Genomic DNA, 21,451 nt, shown 5'->3' with positions numbered 1-21,451 from the left:
GCTACCTTGAGTTCGACTATTGCTTCGGATCGAGTCGTCCCCACTCAGCAGGGTGGTGGGGCTCCTCGCAGTGTGGAACCTGCGGCACCACGGCGTATTCCGTCGGGTGCCGCAGGTTCGCCACTACCGGCTGCGGGTGGTGGGTGGTGCCCCGGTGCTCTCGTTCTGCCCGTTGCCCGCCCGCGGCGAGCCGGTCGCGGTCGGCGATGCGCCGTCGGTAGGTGCCACCGGCTGCCCGGGCAGCGGACCCGGACCTTCCTCGCGTTGCGGCTGTTGTTGCTGCTGCTGCGGGCGCTGTTGCGGCTGTTGCTGCGCGCCGGGCAGGCCAGGGATGACGATGCCGGGCAGGATCTCGATCGGGCCCGAGGGAATCTGGATCGGCGGCAGGAACGGGACCTCGGTGGTCGGCGGCGGCGTGTACGGCGCCGACCATTCCGGCACGCCCGCTTGGCCCTTGATGGGCGCGGGTTTGGGGAAGGTCTCGTTCTTGGTGCCTTCCAGCGCACCGTCCATGGTGGCCTTCCAGATGTCGGACGGCAGGCCGGAGCCGTAGATCATGCCGCCCTGGTAGTTGCGCAGCGCCGTGCTGTCGACGGCCCCCACCCACACCGCGGTGGACAGCGACGGCGTGTAGCCGACCATCCAGGCGTCCTTGTTCTCACCGGTGTCACCGAGCTGGGCGGTGCCGGTCTTGCTGGCCGACTCGCGCCCGCCGGCCAGGTTGTGGTTGCGCGACCACGCCGCGATCGGCTTCATCGCCGCCGTCACGTTGTCGGCCACCGCCGCCTCGACCCGCTTCTCGCCGGGCACCTCGCCGCGATCGAGCAGCACGGTGCCGTCGGCGGTGACGACCTTCTGCACGAAGTGCGGCTTGTGGTAGACCCCGGAGGCCGCCAAAGTCGCGTAGGCGGAGGCCATGTCGAGTGCGCGGGCGTCGTACTGGCCGAGCACGATGCCGTTGTTCGGGCCGCTGCCGTCCGGCTCGGTGAGCGAGGGGCCGACGCCGGGAATGGTCTCCGGGATGCCGAGCTTGTGCGCCATGTCGGCGATCTTCCTCGGCCCGTTGCCCATGTCGATCTGCATCCGGTAGAAGCTGGTGTTCAGCGAGCGCTTCAACGCCTCGGCGATGGTGCACATGCCGCAGCCCTCACCCTCGACGTTGGTGATCTTGATGCCGTTGACGGTGATCGGCGAGCTGTCGTACATCTGCGAGAGCGGTACGCCCTGTTCGAGATTCGCCGCGAGACCGAACACCTTGAACGACGAGCCGGGCTGCAGGCCCGCGTTGGCGTAGTCCCAGCCCTTACCGTCGTCACCGCCGTAGTAGGCCCGCACCGCACCGGTCTTCGGATCCACCGAGACGACCGCGGCACGCAGCTTCTCCGGCTCGCCCTGCAGCTTCTTCTGCGCCGCATCCACGGCCGCCTGCTGCGCATTCGGATCGATCGTGGTGGTGATCGACAGACCCGCGGTGTTGAGCTGCTGCTCGCTGATGCCCTCGGCGGACAACTCCTTGAGCACCTGCTGTTTGATCAGGCCCTCCGGGCCCGAGTCCAGGGTCTTGTCCTCGGTGTTCGACACCGGGGCCACCCGGGGGTACTGCATGCTCTGCCGTTCGGCCGCGGGCAGGTTGCCGCCGGAGACCATCCCGTCGAGCACATAGTTCCAGCGGGTCTTCGCGCCCTCGGGGTTCTTCTCCGGGTCCAGGCCGGACGGCTGCTGGATGGTGGCGGCGAGCACCGCGCCCTCGGCGGCGGTCAGCTCCGTCACCGGCTTCTCGAAGTAGGCCTTGGCGGCGGCGTCGATACCGTAGGCGCCGCGACCGAAGTAGATGGTGTTGAGGTAGGCCGCGAGGATCTCGTCCTTGCTCCACTGCCGCGCCATCTTGGCCGAGATGACCAGCTCACGCATCTTTCGGGTGAGCGAGCGTTCGTCACCGACCAGCGCGTTCTTCACGTACTGCTGGGTGATCGTGGAACCACCACCGGCGCTTTCCTTGCCGAGCACGTTGTCCCGGGCGGCGCGCGCGAAGCCGGAGATCGAGAAGCCGGGGTTGGAGTAGAAGTCCCGGTCCTCGGCGGCGATCACCGCGTTGCGGACGTGTGCCGGAATCTGCTCGATCGTCACATCGGTCCGGTTGCCTTCCGGCGGAACACGTCTGCTGATCACCGTTTCGCCGTCGGAAGCGAAGATGGTCGCCACCTGATTGGTTTTGAGGTCGCCCGGCTGGGGTACCGAAACGGTGGTGTAGGCGATCAGGAACACGCCACTGGGTATCAGGATGGCCATGGCCATCATCACGTAGATGACCCGGCGCACGATTCGCCACGGCGATTTCTTCTTCTGGCCGGGCCTGCGCTTACCCGATCCGCCGGAGCCGTCGCCGCCGCTGCCGCCGTTGCGGCGCGGGGGCGGGCCGGACGGCGGTCCGCCCGCGGTCTGCCTGCGTTCACCGGTGCCGGTGTCGCCGACGCGGCGAGCCCGTTCGGCGGTCGGGCGCGGGCCGGTGGCCGGGCCACCGCGCCTGGTCCGGTCGGCGGCCGCGCCGGGTAGCGAGTCGCGCTCGATCTTCTGGGTGGCCTGGGCGCCGGGCGGCGGGGCCTGGTTCGGCCGTCCCTGCGGCGGCCGCTGCTGCGGCGGGGGCGGGCCGGGACGGCGCTGCGGCTGCGGTCCACGCAGTTCCCCGGGGTAGGGGGCGGGACGCTGGCCGGGCGGTGGGCCGGGCCGGGCGCCCGGCGGGCCGGGGCGTGGGTTCTGATACGGATTGGGACCTGGGTGTGAACTCCGTGGAGGACGGCCGCCGTGCGGTTCATCGCCGTAGGGGGAAGTCTCGTAGGGCGAATTCACTGACAAGATCTCCATAACTCGTAACGGTGCGGGTGGCTCGAGGCGGTCACGTCGACCGCGGCGGACACGTGGTGGCTCCGCGAGTCACCCGACGGGCAGATGACCAGGCATTTCATTCGGCTGCGGTGCGCCGGGTCCCGGTGCGACGCCGCGTTGGCGCCGGCGTGGTCCCGAGGACGTAGGACTGCACCAGATGATTCCAGCTGCAGCTGCGGCATACCTCGACGACATGGACCGAGAACTCCTCACGAGTCTCGGCCAGGCGCGTCAGCTCCTCCGGGGTCCGAGCCGATCCCGCCACCGGTCCGAGACCGTCGCCGTAGACCCAAGATACAAGCGTGAGCTGTTCTTTCCGGCAGATCGGGCATGTGACCTCGCTCCCCCGGCCGTGGAACTTCGCCGCACGCAGCAGGTAGGGATTCGCATCACATACCTCGGCGACATCGACGCGGCCCGCATACACGTCAGCCAGCAACGACCGACGCCGGAGGGCGTAGTCGACCACTTGCCGCTGGATTCGCACGAGAACCAGAGTAGCGGTGTTGCCGAGGGGCCGCCCCGGCTCAGGGGTATGAGAAACCCGGTAGATCGTGCTTTATATCGCCCGCGACTGTGCAGCGTTATATCGCTCCGATATAGTTTGGAGTCGCATCCATCGGTTAGGTCTGTACATAGTCAGGGAGGTGAAGCCCGGTGCTCGAGCTGGCAATTCTCGGGCTGCTCCTCGAATCGCCCATGCACGGTTACGAGCTGCGCAAGCGGCTCACCGGCCTGCTCGGCGCGTTTCGGGCCTTCTCCTACGGGTCTCTCTATCCCACGCTGCGCCGTATGCAGTCGGACGGACTGATCGCCGAGGAGATCCCAGCGGGTGTGGTCACGCGCCGTGCCCGCCGCGTCTACCAACTGACTCCGGCGGGCCGCGAGCGGTTCAGTGAACTGCTCGCCGACACCGGACCGCAGAACTACACCGACGACGGCTTCGGCGTCCACCTCGCCTTCTTCAGCCGCACCCCCGCGACAGCGCGGATGCGGATTCTGGAGGGCAGGCGGCGTCAGGTCGAGGAGCGCCGAGAAGGACTCCGGGAGGCGATCAAGAAGGCCAGCGGGTCGCTCGATCGCTACACCCGGCAGCTCCACCAGCTCGGACTCGAATCAAGCGAGCGCGAAGTGCGCTGGCTCAACGAGTTGATTGCGGCGGAGCAATCGACGAAGGCGGCACCACAGAAAGAGGGAAATATCGGCCATGAGTGATGACAAGAAGGCTGACAACGCCACAGAAGTTCGCGTCGCCATCGTAGGTGTGGGCAACTGCGCTTCCTCGCTGGTCCAGGGTGTGCAGTACTACAAGGACGCGGACGAGACCGCGACCGTGCCCGGCCTCATGCACGTCAAATTCGGCAAGTACCACGTCCGCGACGTGAAGTTCGTCGCCGCATTCGACGTCGACGCGAAGAAGGTCGGTTTCGACCTCGCCGAGGCGATCTTCGCCAGCGAGAACAACACCATCAAGATCTCCGACGTGCCGCCGAGCGACGTTGTCGTGCAACGCGGTCCGACCCTCGACGGCATCGGCAAGTACTACGCCGAGACGATCGACCTCTCCGAGGCCGAGCCGGTCGACGTGGTGAAGGTGCTCGAGGACAACAAGGTCGACGTCCTCGTCTCCTACCTGCCGGTGGGTTCGGAAGAGGCCGACAAGTTCTACGCCCAGTGCGCCATCGACGCGAACGTCGCCTTCGTCAACGCGCTGCCGGTGTTCATCGCCTCCGACCCGGTGTGGGCCGAGAAGTTCACCAAGGCGGGCGTGCCGATCGTCGGTGACGACATCAAGAGCCAGGTCGGCGCGACCATCACCCACCGCGTCATGGCCAAGCTGTTCGAGGACCGCGGCGTGCAGCTCGACCGCACCATGCAGCTCAACGTCGGCGGCAACATGGACTTCAAGAACATGCTGGAGCGTGAGCGGCTGGAGTCGAAGAAGATCTCCAAGACCCAGGCCGTCACCAGCAACCTGAAGAAGGAAATGGGCGCCAAGGACGTGCACATCGGCCCGTCCGATCACGTCGGCTGGCTCGATGACCGCAAGTGGGCCTACGTCCGGCTCGAGGGTCGCGCCTTCGGTGACGTGCCGCTGAGCCTGGAATACAAGCTCGAGGTGTGGGACTCGCCGAACTCGGCGGGCATCATCATCGACGCGGTCCGCGCGGCGAAGATCGCCAAGGACCGTGGCATCGGCGGACCGGTCATCCCGGCGTCGGCCTACCTGATGAAGTCCCCGCCGAAGCAGCTGGCCGACGATGTCGCCCGCGAGCAGCTGGAAGCCTTCATCATCGACGCGTGAGTTATCGGCCGCGCGAAGGTAAAGCTCCGAGCGGGGATGCACCGTAACGAAACGAGCCGGGCCACACGAACTTTCGGTGGCCCGGCTCGGTGCGTCCGGCGTGTTCAGTCCAAGGAGACGTAGACCTCGACCGAGGTCGGGCCGGTGTAGCGCTCGATCTCGGCGGTGTGCGAGCGGGTGATGGTTCCCGCGCTTTCGGCCTTGCGGACCTGGGCCCAGGCGGTGCGCAGGAGGTCGTAGGGCTTGTCGGAGACGACGAACTTGGCGTAGCGGCCGTGCGGGACGCGGGTGAGTACGTCGCCTGCGTCCATCTCGTCCATCGCGGCGACCTCGTAGCCGAGCACGGCGACGGCGTGGTCGTTCTGGCCGATGTAGGCGGCCACCCTGGGCACGCTCTTCTCGCGCGCCAGGTAGCGGTCCCAGGTGAAGTTCACCAGGTCGAGGTCGCGCGCGGTCACCTCGCGCCCGGCTAGCGGGACGGTCAGTCCGGCGACCAGGCTCTCGTCCAACGTGACAATCTCGAAGTCCACAGTCCTGTTCCTACCCGTCGACTTGATCGTCTGCCAGCGCTACGAAGACTTCGGCCGTCCGCGCGTCGGGATAGTGCTCCCAATCGCCGGTGTAGGCGCGCACGAAACGGCCCGCCGCCTCGGCGTCCCACACCGAACGCCAGATGTGCACGATGGTGTCGCCGAGGTTGTCACCGCTGGCGATGAACCGGGCGAATCGGCCTGCGGGCACTCTGGCCAGCACGTCACCGGGCAATAAGTCGTCGAGGCTGCGGCAGCGGTAGCCGACGATGTGCGTCAGATACGAATTGATTTCCGGCGCGTGGTCCACGTACGCGGTCGTCGGCGGCCCGGGCAGCTGGCGAGCCAGGTTGCGTTTCCACGCCTCTTCGACTTTCGCGCGGCGCGGTCCTTCGACCGCGAGCGCCGGGCTGCGAAGTACTGTTCCCGCCACCAGCGTCTCGGGTTGGTCAACGACATTGAAATCCACCGGCGTAGCCCCTATGTCTCGTCTGTCTCCAATTGGCGGCGTCGTCGCTCGAGCGCATATCCTTCCGCATCGATCCCGCGGCATCGGCGTCGGCCTTGTCCGACACACTCGCTGTTCGCTCTCACTCTGGCAAACGATGCTGCCATGTCATGCGTTCCCCTGGGTGCAAGAAGGTCACAGCATCATCGCTATCGCGGTACCGGAATGGTCAGGCCGGGAAATATCTCCACTTCCTTAGGCCCCTCCGGTGCGGGCGGGATGATCACGATCGGTTCCCGCGGCGGACCCTGCGGCGGATTCAGGATGTCGTAGTTGCCGCCCGACGGTCTGTTCGCGCCCGGCGGCGCGGCCGTCGCCGCGCCGTTGGTGGCCGGGAACTGCTCGATCGGGGTGCCGGCGAGCGCGCCGTCCATCACCTGCTTCCAGATGTCGGCGGGCAGGCCGGAGCCGTAGATGTCGGTGCCGCGCGCGGTGTGGATCGGCTGCGACTGTTCGGTGCCGATCCAGACCGCCGTGGACAGCGACGGGGTGAAGCCGATCATCCAGGCGTCCTTGTTCAGCTTGGACTCGCCGAGCTGGGTGGTACCGGTCTTCGCCGCGGACGGGCGGCCACCGGCGAGGGCGTGGCCGTTGGAGTAGGCGGCGATCGACGTCATCGCCTGGGCGGTGTTGTCGGCGATGGTGCGGGGGATGCGTTGCTGACCCGCGGGCAACTGCTCGCCGACCTGTTGTTCGGGCGCGCCGCGGTCGAGCAGTACCCGCCCGTCACCGGTCACCACCCGCTGCACGAAATACGGCTGGTGATACACCCCGGACGCGCCGATCGTGCCGTACGCGGAGGCCATGTCGATCGGGCGAACCAGGTACTGCCCCAGCACGATTCCGTTCAGCGGCCGCCCGCCGTCCTCGGTGAGAGTCTTGCCCGCCACGCCGGGGATCTGTTCCGGAATGCCCGCCGCGTGTGCCGCGTCGGCGATGGCCTTGGGCCCGTCGAACATGGACATGGTCATCCGGTAGAAGCTGGTGTTGAGCGAGCGCTTCAGCGCCTCGGCCATGGTGCAGCGGCCGCAGGTCTCGCCGTCCACGTTGGTGATCTTGGTACCCCGGTCCGTAACCGGTGAACTGTCCAGCATGCGGTTCAGCGGAATGCTCTGCTGCTGGGCGGCGATCACCGCGAACGGCTTGAACGCCGACCCGGTCTGCAACGGCGCCTGGGCGTAGTCGTAGCCGATGCCGTCGTCGCCGCCGAAGTAGGCGCGCACCGCACCGGAGCGCGGATCGATCGAGACGACCGCGGCGCGCAGTTCCGGCGGCTGGCCGCTGAGCCGGTTGTGCACCGCGTCCAGCACGGCCTGCTGGGCTTTCATGTCGATGGTCGTGGTGATCTGCAGCGCGCCGGTGTTCAGCTCGTGCTCGCTGATGCCGGAGGAGCGCAGTTCGCGCACCACCTGGGTGCGGATCAGGCCCTCGGGGCCGCGGGCCACGTTGTCGTCGGGAATCTCGCTGAGCGGGATGATCGAGGGGAAGGTGGTCGCGTCCCGGTCGCCCGGTGCCAGGACGCCCATCTCGACCATGCCGTCGAGCACGTACTTCCATCGCGCCGTCAGATCCGGCAGGTGCGTCTCCGGGTCGAGGATGGACGGCGTGCGAACCAGCGCGGCGAGCACGGCGCCCTCGGCCAGGGTCAGCTGGTTCACCGGTTTGTTGAAGTAGGCCTTGGTCGCCGCCGCGATGCCGTAGGAACCGCGGCCGTAGTAGATGGTGTTGAGGTAGGCGGCGAGAATGTCGTCCTTGCTCCACTGCCGCGCCATCTTGGCCGCGATGACCAGCTCACGCATCTTCCGGGTGAGCGTGCGCTCGGAACCGAGGAAGGCGTTCTTCACGTACTGCTGGGTGATGGTGGAGCCACCGCCGGCGTTGTCCCGGCCGAGCATGTTGTCGCGGGCGGCGCGCAGGAAGCCGGAGGTCGAGTAACCGGGGTTGCTGTAGAAGTTGCGGTCCTCGGCGGAGAGCATCGCGTTGCGGACCGGCTCGGGCACCTCGGCCAGCGGGACCGGCGTGCGATTGCCGTTGGGCGGCACCACCTTGGCGATCACCGTGCTGCCGTCGGCGGCGAGCACGGTGGCGATCTGATTGGTCTGCACCGAGCCGGGTTCGGGGATTTCGGCGCTCCAGTAGACGAGCACGAACAGCAGCGTCGGTACCGCGCCGAAGATGATGAACAGCGCGAGCACCAGCCGGCGGAAGCGTTCGGCTCGGGTGCGCGGCGGGTGTTCCGGGTCGGGCGTGGGTGCCGGCCGGGGCGTCTTGGGCTTTGCGGCGTGTTTCTTACTGCGCTCGGTGGTGCCGCCCAGCTCGTTGAAGCCCGCGATCGAGGCATAGGGCGGGGACTCCGGTGCATCCTTTCGCCGTTTGCGAAACGAATTCACGACGCTGCCTCGTCGGCGGGCACGCCGGCTCCCCGATGCTGGTTCACGACGCCGCCTCGCCGGTGCTCGGCCCTGTCGCGCCCGGCGGACGCGCGGTGTCCCTGGCTCACTCGCTGGCGCTCGTTCACGATCATCTCCTCCCGGAGCGTCGGCCGAAACTCACCTGCACGAACAACGATCGGAAATGGGCCCCCACGAGCCCGACTTTACTCGCGCCGTGGGTGACCCGCGATGCTATCACCGGGCCGCCGGGGGACGGCCGGATTCCGGTGATAGCTCGAAAAACGTGCTCTGAGCGGGTGTTCTAGCTCTTGACGCCACCCGCGGTAAGGCCGGAGATGATGCGGCGCTGGAACAGCAGCACCATGATGACCAATGGGATCGACACCATGACGCCCGCGGCCATGATCGCGGCGTACGGCTCGACCAGCGGGTTGTTGCCGGAGAAGCGGGCGACCGCGACGGTGACCGGCTCGGTGCTGCCGCTGGAAAGCAGTCGGGCCAACAGGTATTCGTTCACCGCGGCGATGAAGGCCAGGATCGCGGTGGTGAATACCGCGGGCGCCGCCAGTGGCAGCATTACCAGCCGGAACGCCTGCAGCTTGGTGGCGCCGTCGATCCGCGCCGCCTCTTCGAGCTCCCACGGCAGCTCGGCGAAGAACGAGGCCAGGATGTAGACGGTCATCGGCAGCACGAACGAGATGTTCGGGATGATCATCGCCTGGTACTTGCCGATCCAGCCGAGATTGGTGAACAGCTGGAACAGCGGGGTGGCCAGCACGACCACCGGGAACATCGAGGCGCTCAGGATCAGCCCGGACACCACGTACTTGCCGCGGAAGGTCAGGCGCGCCAGCGCATAGGCGGCGAGTACGCCGAGGACCAGGGCGATCACCGTGGTGATGGAACCGATGATGACGCTGTTGCCCAGCGCCCTGCCGAAGTTGTTGCCACGGCTGGTGTCGAACGCGTTGCGGAAGTTCTCCAGCGTGAGGTGGGTCGGCCACGGGGTGCTGTCGAAGGTGTAGGCGGGATCGCGGAACGCGGTGACGGTCATCCAGTAGAACGGCCCGAGTCCCCAGATCAGCACGATCGCCACGCCCGCGTACAGCCGCACCGACTTGAGCCGCTGCGTCCACGGAACCGAGGGCGCGGCAGGCTTTTCCGCAGTCCGAACCGACATCAGTGCGCCTCCCGCTGTTCTTCCTGGGTCCGAACGGCGTTGGCGCCGAGGACCTTCACCAGCACGAAGGCCACCGCGAAGATCATCAGGAAGGTGATCGTCGACAGCGCGGCCGCGCTGTTGGGACCCTGCCGGACCTGATCGACCACCAGGATCGACACCACCTGGGTGGACGGGTTACCGAGGGTCATGATCGCGGGCAGGTCGTACATGCGCAGCGCGTCCATCGTCCGGAACAGCACCGCGACCAGCAGCGCGGGCTTGAGCAGCGGCAGCGTGATCTGGGTGAACCGCTGCCAGGCGGTGGCGCCGTCGACCTTGGCCGCCTCGTAGACGTCGGCCGGGATCACCTGCAGGCCTGCCAGCAGCAGCAGCGCCATGAACGGCGTCGTCTTCCACACGTCGGCCGCGATCACCGCGAACCGCGCGGGCCACGCATCGGAGGTCCACAGGATGTTCGTGCCGAGTACCCGGTTCACCACCCCGTCGTACTGGAACATGAACTCCCACAGCCGCGCGGTGACCGCCGTGGGGATCGCCCACGGAATCAGCACCGCGGCGCGCAGCAGCGCACGTCCCTTGAACGTCTTGCCCATCACCATGGCGAAGCCGAGCCCGAGCGTGGCCTCCAGCGTCACCGTGACCACGGTGAAGAACAGCGTGACCAGGATGGCCGACCAGAACTGCGAACCGAGGTTGCCGGTCGGGCAGCTGACCATCTCGCCGCCCGCCTGGCATTGCTGCAGCAGCCAGTGCGTGTAGTTCGCGAAGCCCGCGCTGCCGCCCTCGACGAACATGCCCGTCGCCGGGTCGAGACCCGAATCCTTCTGGAACGACATCCACAACGCCCGGATGACCGGGTAGCCGATGACCACGGCCAGCGCCACCATCACCGGCGCGACGAACATCCAGGCTTTGCCGGAGCGCCGCATTTCCAATGCCAGGGTCTCGCCGAGGCCACGCTTGCGTGGCAGGAATTCCTCACTCGGCACAGTGCTGGCCGCTCCCGAAGGATCCGACACCGTTTCTCTCTCCTACGGGTCTCGTCGGGTCCGCTGCGCTATCCGCTCTACGATCCCGCGGTCTCGATGCCCTTCTGCATCCCGATGATCGCGTCATCGATGGTCTTGGTCTGCTTCAGCGCAGCATAAGCGTTGTCCTGGATGGCTTTCGACACCGCCGGGTAGAACGGGGTGACCGGCCGCGGCACCGCGCTGGAGATGGAATCCTTGAGCGCGGGCAGGTACGGCATCTTCGCGATCAGCGCCGGGTCGTCGTACATCGAGGCGCGCACCGAGGGCAGCGCGCCCGAGGCGACGATGTGCTGGGCGTCCTCGCTGATCAGGAAGCGCAGGAAGTCCAGCGCCGTGGCCTTGTTCTTGGAGTACGCGCTGATCGCCGCGTTGTAGCCACCGAGGGTGGACGCGCCGACACCGTTCTCGCCGGGCAGCGGCGCGACGCCGAACTTGTCCTTCACCGAGGAGGCGTCGCCGCCGACGTCACCGTAGGTGGACGGCCACGACCGCAGGAACATGAGCTTGCCCTGCGCGAACGCGTTGCTGCTCTCCGGCTCCTTGAAGGTGATCGCCTCCGGCGGGATGTCGCCGTTCTTGTAGGCGTCGACCAGGACCTTCAGCCCGGCCCTGGACTGCGCGCTGTTCACCGTCGGGGTCTTGCCGTCGGCGCCGACGAAGCTACCGCCGTAGGCGTTGATCACCTCGGCGGTGTTCACCGTCAGGCCCTCGTACGGCGCGAACTGACCGGCGTAGCAGCCGATGTTCTGCTCCTTGGCGAGCGGGCACTGGTCCAGCAGCTCTTTCCACGTCTTGGGCGGGTTGGGCACCAGGTCCTTGCGGTAGAACAGCAGGCCGCCGTTGGTGTTTCGGGGCGCCGCGTACAGCGTGTTGTTGTAGGTGGCGCTGGCGACCGGCGGGGAGAGCAGCGCGGAGGTGTCGATGGCGAAGGAGTCCTTCAGCGGCTGGATCCAGCCCTTCGCGGCGAACTGGGCGGTCCACGGCACGTCGAGCGCGACCACGTCGTAGTCGGACTGCTTGGAGCGCATGTGCTCGACCAGATCGTCGAACTGCTGCGAGGCGTCGTTCGACTGCTCCTTGAACGTCACCTGCTCGTCCGGGTGCGAGGCGTTCCAGCGCTCGATGAGCTGCTTGACCGCACCGGTCTCGGTGGTGTCCTTGCCCTCGACGTAGGTGATCGGCCCGCGCCCGGTGAGGTTCTGGCTCGTCGGACTGCCACCGCTGTCACTGGAGCAGGCGCTGGTGAACGTCGCCGTCAGCAGCGCGACCGAGACAGCCGCGAGCGCGGCCTTCGGTACGAGCGACGTACGTAGGGACGACACCTTTTTCACAGCCATCGTGGACACTCCAGATCGATCGTGAGCATTAGCACACCCTGCCGGTTGCACAACGCAAGATACATGGTGTGGCAGTGACTCGCGGGATTGTGGCGGGAAGTGCTCGCTACTCTGGCGTGTGATGACATCGCCGAACCCGGTTCCCGAGCGGATGCTGACACGCATCGGTGGGCTGCTGCGCCAGGCCGAATCCACCGACAACGAGCACGAGGCGGAGGCGTTCCTGGCCGCCGCGCAACGACTGGCGACCCGGTCGTCGATCGATCTGACGGTGGCTCGTGCGCACGTCGCAGGGCGTGAGCGCCGGGCGACGCCGATCCAGCGGATCATTGCGATCGGCGAACCAGGCAAGCGCGGGCTGCGCACCTACGTCCAATTGTTCGTCGCCATCGCCCACGCCAACGATGTGCGCTGCGATGTCGCTCGCACCTCGACTCAGGTGTACGCCTACGGTTTCGACTCCGACATCGATACCTGCGAGGCGTTGTACGCGAGTCTGCTCGTGCAGATGGTGCGTGCGTCCGACCAGTACATCAAGTCCGGGCAGTACCGCTCGGCTACGGTGGAGAAGGTGGTCACCGAAAAGCGCTGGGGGCGCAAGGTGCAACGCAAGGTGCAGGCGCCCGTCGCGGGGGTGACGGCGCGGCTGAATTTCCAGATGGCGTTCGCCGCGCGGATCGGGCAGCGGCTGGCCGCGGTGAAGGCGGAGGTCGAGGCCGAGGCGGTGCCCGCGGACGACACGGCGGCGGGCACGGCGCTCGCGTTGCGCAACAAGGAGATCGAGCTCACCGATTTCTATGCCAGCACCTCCGAGGCGCGCGGGACCTGGCGTGGTCCGCAGGCCTCGGCCGGGCATTCGGCGGCGGCACGGCGGGCGGGTGACCGTGCGGGTAAGGCGGCTCGGATCGGTACCTCGCCGGAGCTCGGGGCGGCACGCGGGCAGTTGACGACGCGCCGGTCGCGCGGTTCGACCAATGGGTCGGCGTGAGGTTCGCGTATCAATGGCTCGGTGGTCCCTGTGTGGCTGGGCAGGGATCGGCGTGCGCGGCCCCGTACTTCGGGCTCGGCGCGCGTGCTCGAGTGGCCGTGACGGGGATCGGCATGAGTTCCCGGTACTTCAGGCTAGGCGTGCTTCCTGGTGCGGTCGCGCAGGGGGCGGCATGAGCTCCGCCTACCTTCGGCTCGGCGCGGGTCTTCGGGCGGTCGCGCAGTGGATCGGCGAGCCGGGTCGCATCGGTGCGCGTGGGGGACGATGCTGGTGAGCGTGCGAGATACTCAGCGCGCCAAGGTGTACGACGCCGAGCAGCTGGTGCGCGGCATGTTCGATCGGGCCGACGAGCACGGTAGCCGGACCGTCGAGTTGTACGGGTCGCATCTCACGTTGCCGATCGAGCGGCGCTTCGCCTCGGTGGCCTCCGTGCAGAGTTACGCCGACAAGGTTCTCGCCCTCAATTGGGTTCGGGCGCAGTGGGATCGGGCGGGCACGGCGGTGCGGGTCCGGTCTCGCGCCGGTGCGACCGCCGCCCACTATGAGGCCGCCGAGGGCGTGCTCGCCGTACCGCTGCACAGCGGCGGGCGGGCGTGGGCGTTGCGAGAGTTGGTGGTGCTGCACGAATTAGCGCACCATCTCGAATCCGCGCCCGGCTCGGTGGCCCCGCACGGCCCCGAATTCTGCGCCCGCTACCTCGAATTGGTCGACGGCATCATCGGGCCGGAAGCGGCACTGGTGCTGCGTGCGACCATGCTGGGTTGCGGTGTGCGCTTCGGGTAGTCCCGGCTTGCGCGGACACTTTCGGAAGCCGAGGCCCTTTTCGGTGCGGCAGACGCGAAAACTGTCCGCTCAGACCGCTTCCGGCGGTGACTCGACCAGTCGCAGCACCCGCTCGAGCCGCTGCTGCCACCATGCGGTGCGGTCCGGGTCTTGCTGCCGGTACTGCTCGACGAGGGCGGGATCGGGCTGGGGCGGCGTTCTCGGCACCGGCAGATAGCCGTCGACCTGACGTAGCGAATCGCTGACCACATCGCCGGTGAGCAGCGACAATGTGCCCAGGCCACAGGCGAATTCGAGTTCGGGGAGGGCACCGGCCAGGGCGAGCTGGGCGGCGAGGCCGACGCTCGTTTCCAGTGCGGAGGAGACCGCACAGGGCAGACCGGCCGCTTCGGCCACCCGCAGTGCGCGGCGAACCCCGCCCAGCGGTGTGCATTTCAGGACCGCGATGTCGGCGGCGCCCGCGACGGCGACTTTCAGCGGGTCCTCGGCGCGGCGGATGGATTCGTCGGCGGCGATGCGCACGTTTACCCGGCGGCGGACCGCGGCCAGTTCCTCGATGGTCCGGCAGGGCTGTTCGACGTACTGCAAACCGCCTGCGGCCTTGTCGATTCGGGTGATGTGCGCGACCGCGGTGTCGACGTCCCAGACGGCGTTCGCGTCCACCCGGACGGCACCGTCCGGGCCGAGCGCGTCGCGCACCGCCTCGACCCTGGCCAGGTCTTCGGCGAGCGAATCGGGATGGTCGGCGACCTTCACCTTCGCCGTGCCGCAGCCCGACCCGGCGACGATCGCGTGCGCGCGTTCGGGATCGACCGCGGGGACCGTGCAGTTGATCGGGATCCGGTCGCGCACCGGTTCCGGCCAGCCCACCGTCACCTGTTCGAGCGCGGTGGCCAGCCACCCGGCCGCTTCCCGGTCGTCGTACTCGGTGAACGGGCAGAAGTCGCCCCAGCCGAGTGGACCCCGGATCAGCATGCCCTCGCGCACGGTGATGCCGCGGAAACGGGTGCGCATCGGGATCGCGTAGACGATGCTGTCGGCGGCGTAGTCGCTCATCGTTGCCAGCTTAACGGGCGCCGTTGCGGCAGGGCCGAGCTCGCCTGCCGGGCCGTTTCCGCTGCTCGTCCCGGATTTCCCTCATGCGGACTGAGTATTTTTGCGGTACTCCACGCGCCGGCCGGCCGCGATGCTGAATGCATGACCTACTACGGCACCACTCCCTACGGGCCGGCTCAGCCGCACACCCGGCCGCAGACGCGGGCCTGGGATCTGGCGCTGGCGCTCACCCTGTACGCCGGTGCGGCAGCGCTGGGTCTCGTCGCCGCCTACTGCACCGTCTTCTTCGCGTTCGCTACCGACTCGTGCGGCCCGAACAAGTGCCGCGAGGGCTACCTGGGCGCCGCCTTCCTCGTCTCCTGGGGCGGCACCGCGCTCGCCCTGCTCGGCGCGCTGATCATGATCATCGTGGCCGCGGTCAAGCGCTGGTACATGTGGTACTGGCCGGTGCTCGCCGCGCTGATGATCGTCGCCTCGTTTCTCGGCGGGGTTGCGCTGGCATCGCAGGTGGTCGCTGGCCGCTGAGTGTCCGTCGGGTGTGAATGGGGTCCTGCGCCGCGCACGAATTACCCCGCTGCGCAGGGAATCGCCGACGACGGCGCACGTGGCGAGCGAATTCGTGCGCGGGCGATCGCAGGCTGCTGCGCACGAGTTGTGGCGCTGCGCGTGGGTCTCCTGGCAGTTCACGTGGCGGACGAGTTCGTGAGTGGGTGCCGGACCGATCCTGTTGCGCAGGGATTGTGCTGCTGCGCACCGAATCGTCAGCGAATTCGGGGCCGGAACATTGCCCGCGTCATGATGCGGCACTCGTCTGCGCGGGTCATCCTGGGAGTATGGCGAGGGAACCACGAGGCGGGGTGGCGGACCTCGTGCGCGCGGCGGTCGGTTCGCTGGTCGCCGTCGGATGTGCCTGGGTGGTGGCGTCTTTCGTGCCGCTGTACGAGGTGGTTGCCGGCGATGACGAGGACGGGCGGGCGTGGCGATATCTCGCGGTTGCGCAGGTGGTCGGGTGGGGCGGCATTGCGGCGTCGATGCTGTGGGCGGTCGTGCTGATGGTGCGGAAGGTGCGTGACCGCAGGCCGATCGGCTGGACGCCGCTGATCGCGGTGCCGTTGATCATCGAATCCTGGGTGGCCGGATTCCTGATCGCGCTGGTGCTCGTCTCGATCTGACACGGCGCCCACCGCACGATGGGCGCCGCGTCGGCCCGGATCAGAGGCGTTCGAGAATCATCGCGTTCGACAAACCGCCTGCCTCGCACATGGTTTGCAGGCCGTAGCGGGCGCCGCGGTCCTGCATGGCATGCACCAGGGTGGTGGCCAGCCGCGAGCCCGAGGCGCCGAGCGGGTGACCGATGGCGATGGCACCACCGTTGACGTTCACCTTGCCGAGGTCGGCACCGGTTTCCTGAGCCCAGGCGAGCACCACCGGCGAGAAGGCCTCGTTGACCTCGAACAGGTCGATGTCGGAAAGCTGGAGTCCGGCGCGCTGCAATACCTTTCGGGTCGCGGGGATCACCGCGGTGAGCATCAGCAGCGGGTCGTCGCCGACGACGGCGAAGCTGTGCAGCCGGGCCAGTGGCTTCAGCCCGAGTTCCTTGGCGCGCTCGCTGGTCATGATCAGCACTGCGGCGCTGCCATCGCTGACCTGGCTCGCGCTGGCCGCGGTGATCTCCCAGCCGATCTGCGGGAACCGGGCGGCCATCGCCTCGTCGTAGTAGGCGGGGCGCAGTTTGGCGAGGGTTGCCAGGGTGCTGCCCACCCGGATGCCCTCGTCGGTGGTCAGCCCGTTGATCGGTGCGAGCTCGCCGGCGAAAAGGCCGTTCTTCGTTGCCAGCGCGGCCTTTTCGTGGCTGCCGAGTGCGAACTCGTCGAGCTGGCTGCGGTTCAGGCCCCACTTGGCGGCGATCAGTTCCGCGCTGATCCCCTGGGGCACCAGGCCTTCCGGATAACGCTCGGCGAAGCCGACACCGGAGAAGTCCTCGGAGCCGATCAGGTTGGCGCCCATGGGAATCCGCCCCATCGATTCGACACCGGCGGCCACGACGATGTCGTAGGCCCCGGAGATCACGCCCTGCGCGGCGAAGTGGATCGCCTGCTGGCTGCTGCCGCACTGCCGGTCCACCGTGGTTGCGGGGACGGATTCGGGATACCCGGCGGCGAGCGCCGCCCGCCGGGTCATGTTCGCGCCCTGCTCGCCGACCTGGGTGACGATGCCACCGATCACGTCGTCGATGAGCGCCGGATCGATGCCGCTGCGTGCCACCACCTCGCGCAGGCTGTGTGCGAGCAGGTCCACCGCGTTGACGTCGTGCAGTGCGCCGTTCGGCTTGCCCTTGCCGATCGGGGTGCGGACCGCTTCGACAATTACCGCGTCTCTCATCGTGTTTCCTTTCGGACCGAGAGCCCGGCGGCCTTGCCTGGCTCTATCAACACATAGTCAGATTACACCTGGCCATAGTTGAGACAAGTCAGCTGAGCTATGATGTCCGTCATGGCAGCAGTGATGGAAGGACCCCTGGCCGATCTGAGCTCGTGGCAGCCCACGGAGTGCTCGATCGCCAAGGCGATCGAGCTGGTCGGCACCCGCTCGGCCATCCTCATCCTGCGCGAGGCCTACTACGGCACCACCCGATTCGACGGCTTCGCCCAGCGCGTCGGCATCACCGACGCCGCGGCCGCCACCCAGCTCCGCAAACTCACCGAAGCAGGCCTGCTGACCAAGCAGCCCTACCAGGAAGAGGGCAAACGCACCCGCCACGAATACGTCCTGACCCCCAAGGGCCGCGACCTGCTCCCGGCTGTCCTCGCCCTCATGCAGTGGGGCGACACCTACCTCCAACCCGGCCCGCCCCCTCTCCTGCTGGTCGAAGAAGCCACCGGCACCCCCGTCCGCGTCCAAGTCCGCAGCGACACCGGCCGCGAAATAGCCCTCGACGAATTGGCTGTCCGCCTCAACCCCGACTATCTGGACACCATCCGCCCCCGCAAACGCGCCAAGCGCTGACCGCGCACTCCCGCTGCGCCGCACCGCCGTTCACTCGCGCCTCGCTGAAGTCGCATGCGCGGTGTTGCTGAGCAATTCGCTTGTAGCCAGGGCGCGACTTTTGCACCGTGACCAGCGCGAACGCCGTGTCAGCGGAAGTGTCAGGCCGGCGTCAGGGCGGTGTCAGCCGGGTTGGCGACAGTAGTCCTCATGAACAGCACAGCAGCCACCACCACCTCGACCGATTCGACCTGGACCGGCATGGTTCCGGTCGACGACACCGCGCTGGCCGTCACCGACACCGGCGGGACCGGCCAGCCGATCATCTACCTCAATGGCGCCTACGCCGACCAGAAGCACTGGCGGCGGGTGATCGCCGAACTCGGCCCCGGCTTCCGGCACATCACCTTCGACGAGCGCGCCCGCGGCAAATCGCAGCGGTCGGCCGACTATTCCTTCGAGGCATCCTTGCGCGATGTCGACGCAGTCCTCGCGGCACGGGGCGTGGACCGGGCGATTCTCGTGGGCTGGTCCTACGGCGGGATCCTCGCGTGGCACTGGGCCGACCGCAATCCCGATCGCGTCGTCGGCGCGGTGATCGTGGATTCCGCGCCGTACGGCTTGACCGGCGAGGCGGGCCGGGAGCGGATCCGAAAGTTGTTCCACCGGATGCGTTTTCTGCTTCCGCTGGCCCGCCCCTTCGGCATGGCCGCCCGGATGACCGCGGCCCAGCACGCCGAGGTCGGCATCGATGCCAACGAGTACGCCGCCGCCAGCGTCCCGATCCTCAGCAGGCTGACCCGCCCGGTGCGGTTCGTCCTGGCGACCGGTGACAGTCTCGGCAGCGAGAAAGGCGAGATGGAGAAGGTGCGGACTGCCCTGGATCCGGTGCTCGCCGCCAACCCGAACGTCACGGTGAGCGCGAAGGTCGCCAGCAACCATTCGCACATCCTGCGCAAGGACTTTCGCGCCGTCGCCGCGGCGGTTCGCGAGACGGCAGCAAGCTAGGTGGGGGAGTTCGCCGCCGGGTTGGCTCTGGACGTGGCGTACGTGCTCGTCACCCGATGCCGACCGGGTCGGAAGCGGCTCCACTCAGGGAGCCGCTTCCGGCATCGCCCGCTGACCGTGGGTCAGTTGAGGCGGCGACCGTCCTTGGCGGAGAAGAAGTAGGTGTGCTGGGTGTCGGTGGACAGGCGAACTCGGGTGCCCTTGGCGGGCGGGTTGCGCCAATCCGCCCGCGCCACAATGGTTTCCCCGCTGGCATTGCCCTCGGAGGTGGTGCGGCCGTAGATGTAGGCGTCGGAGCCGAGTTCCTCGACCACGTCGACCTCCATCTCGATACCGGAACCGGCACCGTTGCCGAGCTCGAAGTGCTCGGGGCGGATGCCGACCGACACCGAGCCCTCGGCCGCGTCGATCACCGAGCGCGGCAGCGGCAGCACGTGGCCGCCGAGCGACACGCGTCCGTCGGACACCGGCAGGGTGAACAGGTTCATCGCGGGCGAGCCCATGAAGCCGGCCACGAACACGTTGACCGGGTCCTGGTACAGATCGCGCGGCGTCGCACACTGTTGCAGCAGACCGTCTTTGAGCACCGCGACGCGATCGCCCATGGTCATCGCCTCGACCTGGTCGTGCGTGACGTACACCGTGGTGGTGCCGAGCCTGCGCTGCAACTGCGCGATCTGGGTGCGGGTCTGCACCCGCAGCTTGGCGTCCAGGTTGGACAGCGGCTCGTCCATCAGGAACACCTGCGGCTGGCGCACGATCGCGCGGCCCATCGCGACGCGCTGACGCTGACCGCCCGACAAGGCCTTCGGCTTACGGTCCAGGTACGGCTCGAGGTCGAGCAGCTTGGCCGCCTCCTGCACCCGCTTCTGCGTCTCCGCCTTGGCGACCTTGGCGAGTTTCAGTGCGAAGCCCATGTTCTCGGCGACGGTCATGTGCGGGTAGAGCGCATAGTTCTGGAACACCATCGCGATGTCGCGTTCCTTGGGCTCGGCGTGCGTCACGTCGTTGGCGCCGATCAGGATGCGCCCGTCGCTGACGTCCTCCAGTCCGGCGAGCATGCGCAGCGAGGTCGACTTGCCGCAGCCCGAGGGGCCGACCAGGACAAGGAATTCGCCGTCTTCGATCTCCAGATTCAACTGGTCGACAGCGGGTTTGGTGGATCCCGGGTAGAGCCGGGTAGCGCGGTCGAAGGTCACCGTGGCCATGACAAAATCACATCCCATCACCGGCAGGAACGTGCCGGACGATCCGAGTAAGGGTTGACCGGCGACATTACTATGTCTGCTCGATTTCCGCTCGAAATGCTCGAGTTCGCGCGTGACACGCGTATGGCGCGCCAGTCGGCCGCGGACCGGATTGCCAAGTGTCCAGGCCGCTTACCGTCGGCGCCGGTAGCCTCGACAGGGGACCGACCCCGAAGCGACGAGGAGGCTTTCATGAGCGAGCGTAGCGAGGTGGCGGCGTGACCCGCGCGGTGCGTATCGGCGTCCAGATCCAGCCCCAGCACGCACCGGACTACGGGCTGATCCGCGACGCGGTCCTGCGTGCCGAGGACGCGGGCGTCGACATCGTCTTCAACTGGGACCACTTCTACCCACTCAGCGGCGACCCCGAGGGCGCGCACTTCGAATGCTGGACCATGCTCGGCGCGTGGGCCGAGCAGACCGAGCGGGTGGAGCTCGGTGCCCTGGTCACCGGCGGCGGCTACCGCAACCCTGATCTGCTCGCCGACATGGCGCGCACGGTGGACCACATCAGCGACGGCCGCCTCATCCTCGGCATCGGCGCGGGCTGGTTCGAGAAGGACTACGACGAATACGGCTACGAGTTCGGCACCGCGGGCACCCGGCTCGCCCTGCTCAAAGAGAACATGGCCCGGATCAGCGCCCGCCTGAAGAAGTTGAACCCGCAGCCGACCCGCGAGATCCCGATCCTGATCGGCGGCGGTGGCGAGAAGAAGACCCTGCGCCTGGTCGCCGAGTACGCCGATGTGTGGCACAGCTTCGCCGACCTCGACTCGCTCGCGCACAAGAACAAGGTGCTCGCCGACCACTGCGCGGCCGTCGGCACCGACCAGGCGCAGATCGAGCGCTCGGTGCAGTGGCCGGGGGCCGAGCAGGCGAAAGCCTTCGTCGACGCGGGCGTTTCGCTGTTCACCATCGGGGTCAGTGGTCCGAAGTACGACCTCAGCGAGGTGGAGTTGGCGATCCGCTGGCGCGACGAGGTGAATCCCGAGCAGGTCAGCGGACTCGCCTGAAAGCTGGACTCGCGGTTGATCACGCCGAGTTGAGGTCGCTCGGCGTGGTCCCGTACACCGACTCGCGGGCCGGCTGAGGCGGTGGTCAGCGCCCGATCCGGATTGCCCGGCGGCCGGCGCCCGTCGAACGCCGAATTCGGATCACCATGATCCGAACTCTGTCCTTCCTGGTCCGACTTGTCCCACTCCAGCTGGCACCTC

At 67.8% G+C, this 21,451-nt stretch carries 20 protein-coding genes; 9 read left to right on the top strand and 11 right to left on the bottom strand.

What is annotated here, in order from left to right; translation table 11 throughout:
- Nucleotides 1-123: 123 nt before the first annotated feature.
- Complete coding sequence (locus IBX18_RS04120; protein ID WP_373889159.1) at nucleotides 124-2,862, bottom strand: transglycosylase domain-containing protein; 2,739 nt, start codon at nucleotides 2,860-2,862, stop codon at nucleotides 124-126.
- Nucleotides 2,863-2,959: 97 nt separating this feature from the next.
- Nucleotides 2,960-3,370 carry a DUF5318 domain-containing protein gene (locus IBX18_RS04115; protein ID WP_159080092.1) on the bottom strand — a complete coding sequence of 137 codons (411 nt, stop codon included), beginning with the start codon at nucleotides 3,368-3,370 and terminating at the stop codon, nucleotides 2,960-2,962.
- Nucleotides 3,371-3,540: 170 nt separating this feature from the next.
- Here IBX18_RS04115 and IBX18_RS04110 point away from each other — a divergent pair, with 170 nt between their 5' ends.
- Nucleotides 3,541-4,098: a PadR family transcriptional regulator gene (locus IBX18_RS04110; RefSeq protein WP_107653374.1), complete on the top strand. Its 558-nt coding sequence runs from the start codon at nucleotides 3,541-3,543 to the stop codon at nucleotides 4,096-4,098.
- A complete protein-coding gene (locus IBX18_RS04105) occupies nucleotides 4,091-5,188 on the top strand; it encodes an inositol-3-phosphate synthase (RefSeq protein ID WP_194832375.1) in 1,098 nt (365 codons plus the stop codon). The genes IBX18_RS04110 and IBX18_RS04105 overlap by 8 nt, the downstream gene beginning before the upstream one ends.
- A 104-nt stretch (nucleotides 5,189-5,292) precedes the next feature.
- On the opposite strand, the gene IBX18_RS04100 is transcribed toward IBX18_RS04105, so the two are convergent.
- The 6 genes from IBX18_RS04100 to IBX18_RS04075 form a co-directional block, all read right to left on the bottom strand.
- Nucleotides 5,293-5,718, bottom strand: coding sequence for a GyrI-like domain-containing protein (locus tag IBX18_RS04100; protein ID WP_147140963.1), 426 nt, complete (start codon nucleotides 5,716-5,718; stop codon nucleotides 5,293-5,295).
- Nucleotides 5,719-5,728: 10 nt separating this feature from the next.
- Nucleotides 5,729-6,187: a GyrI-like domain-containing protein gene (locus tag IBX18_RS04095; RefSeq protein WP_107653371.1), complete on the bottom strand. Its 459-nt coding sequence runs from the start codon at nucleotides 6,185-6,187 to the stop codon at nucleotides 5,729-5,731.
- A 188-nt stretch (nucleotides 6,188-6,375) separates the two neighbouring features.
- Nucleotides 6,376-8,616, bottom strand: coding sequence for a transglycosylase domain-containing protein (locus IBX18_RS04090; RefSeq protein WP_306796110.1), 2,241 nt, complete (start codon nucleotides 8,614-8,616; stop codon nucleotides 6,376-6,378).
- A gap of 304 nt (nucleotides 8,617-8,920) precedes the next feature.
- Complete coding sequence (locus tag IBX18_RS04085) at nucleotides 8,921-9,799, bottom strand: carbohydrate ABC transporter permease (protein ID WP_194832374.1); 879 nt, start codon at nucleotides 9,797-9,799, stop codon at nucleotides 8,921-8,923.
- The gene (locus IBX18_RS04080; RefSeq protein ID WP_194832373.1) at nucleotides 9,799-10,821 is read right to left on the bottom strand and encodes a carbohydrate ABC transporter permease; all 1,023 of its coding nucleotides are present in this window, start codon (nucleotides 10,819-10,821) and stop codon (nucleotides 9,799-9,801) included. The genes IBX18_RS04085 and IBX18_RS04080 overlap by 1 nt, the downstream gene beginning before the upstream one ends.
- Before the next feature lie 47 nt (nucleotides 10,822-10,868).
- On the bottom strand, nucleotides 10,869-12,170 hold the full coding sequence (locus IBX18_RS04075) for an ABC transporter substrate-binding protein (RefSeq protein ID WP_147140967.1): 1,302 nt from the start codon (nucleotides 12,168-12,170) through the stop codon (nucleotides 10,869-10,871).
- Nucleotides 12,171-12,291: 121 nt separating this feature from the next.
- Between IBX18_RS04075 and IBX18_RS04070 the strand changes: the two genes are divergently transcribed.
- Nucleotides 12,292-13,158 (top strand): DUF2786 domain-containing protein, encoded by an 867-nt coding sequence (locus IBX18_RS04070; RefSeq protein WP_228540288.1) that lies wholly within the window; start codon nucleotides 12,292-12,294, stop codon nucleotides 13,156-13,158.
- 267 nt (nucleotides 13,159-13,425) lie between these two features.
- Nucleotides 13,426-13,941 (top strand): TIGR04338 family metallohydrolase, encoded by a 516-nt coding sequence (locus IBX18_RS04065; RefSeq protein ID WP_194832730.1) that lies wholly within the window; start codon nucleotides 13,426-13,428, stop codon nucleotides 13,939-13,941.
- A 69-nt stretch (nucleotides 13,942-14,010) separates the two neighbouring features.
- Here the strand turns inward: IBX18_RS04065 and IBX18_RS04060 are convergent, their stop codons facing one another.
- Entirely contained in the window at nucleotides 14,011-14,997 is a 987-nt protein-coding gene (locus IBX18_RS04060; protein ID WP_194832372.1) for an o-succinylbenzoate synthase, read from the bottom strand.
- 141 nt (nucleotides 14,998-15,138) lie between these two features.
- Between IBX18_RS04060 and IBX18_RS04055 the strand changes: the two genes are divergently transcribed.
- Both IBX18_RS04055 and IBX18_RS04050 read left to right on the top strand, forming a co-directional pair.
- Entirely contained in the window at nucleotides 15,139-15,522 is a 384-nt protein-coding gene (locus IBX18_RS04055; protein WP_194832371.1) for a hypothetical protein, read from the top strand.
- 308 nt (nucleotides 15,523-15,830) lie between these two features.
- Nucleotides 15,831-16,169: a hypothetical protein gene (locus tag IBX18_RS04050; protein ID WP_194832370.1), complete on the top strand. Its 339-nt coding sequence runs from the start codon at nucleotides 15,831-15,833 to the stop codon at nucleotides 16,167-16,169.
- Between the two features lie 40 nt (nucleotides 16,170-16,209).
- Here IBX18_RS04050 and IBX18_RS04045 read toward each other — a convergent pair whose 3' ends face one another.
- The gene (locus IBX18_RS04045; RefSeq protein WP_194832369.1) at nucleotides 16,210-17,379 is read right to left on the bottom strand and encodes a thiolase family protein; all 1,170 of its coding nucleotides are present in this window, start codon (nucleotides 17,377-17,379) and stop codon (nucleotides 16,210-16,212) included.
- Between the two features lie 99 nt (nucleotides 17,380-17,478).
- Here IBX18_RS04045 and IBX18_RS04040 point away from each other — a divergent pair, with 99 nt between their 5' ends.
- Together IBX18_RS04040 and IBX18_RS04035 are read left to right on the top strand one after the other, a co-directional pair.
- Entirely contained in the window at nucleotides 17,479-18,003 is a 525-nt protein-coding gene (locus tag IBX18_RS04040) for a helix-turn-helix domain-containing protein (protein WP_194832368.1), read from the top strand.
- Nucleotides 18,004-18,192: 189 nt separating this feature from the next.
- Nucleotides 18,193-18,990 (top strand): alpha/beta fold hydrolase, encoded by a 798-nt coding sequence (locus tag IBX18_RS04035; RefSeq protein ID WP_194832367.1) that lies wholly within the window; start codon nucleotides 18,193-18,195, stop codon nucleotides 18,988-18,990.
- Nucleotides 18,991-19,112: 122 nt separating this feature from the next.
- Here the strand turns inward: IBX18_RS04035 and IBX18_RS04030 are convergent, their stop codons facing one another.
- A complete protein-coding gene (locus tag IBX18_RS04030) occupies nucleotides 19,113-20,198 on the bottom strand; it encodes an ABC transporter ATP-binding protein (RefSeq protein WP_194832366.1) in 1,086 nt (361 codons plus the stop codon).
- Nucleotides 20,199-20,455: 257 nt separating this feature from the next.
- Here IBX18_RS04030 and IBX18_RS04025 point away from each other — a divergent pair, with 257 nt between their 5' ends.
- Nucleotides 20,456-21,250, top strand: a complete 795-nt coding sequence (locus tag IBX18_RS04025) for an LLM class F420-dependent oxidoreductase (RefSeq protein ID WP_194832365.1) — start codon at nucleotides 20,456-20,458, stop codon at nucleotides 21,248-21,250.
- Nucleotides 21,251-21,451: the final 201 nt, after the last annotated feature.

It is taken from the genome of Nocardia sp. XZ_19_369 (assembly GCF_015355715.1).
Lineage (GTDB): Bacteria > Actinomycetota > Actinomycetes > Mycobacteriales > Mycobacteriaceae > Nocardia.
This window is presented reverse-complemented; position numbering and strand designations above follow the sequence as displayed.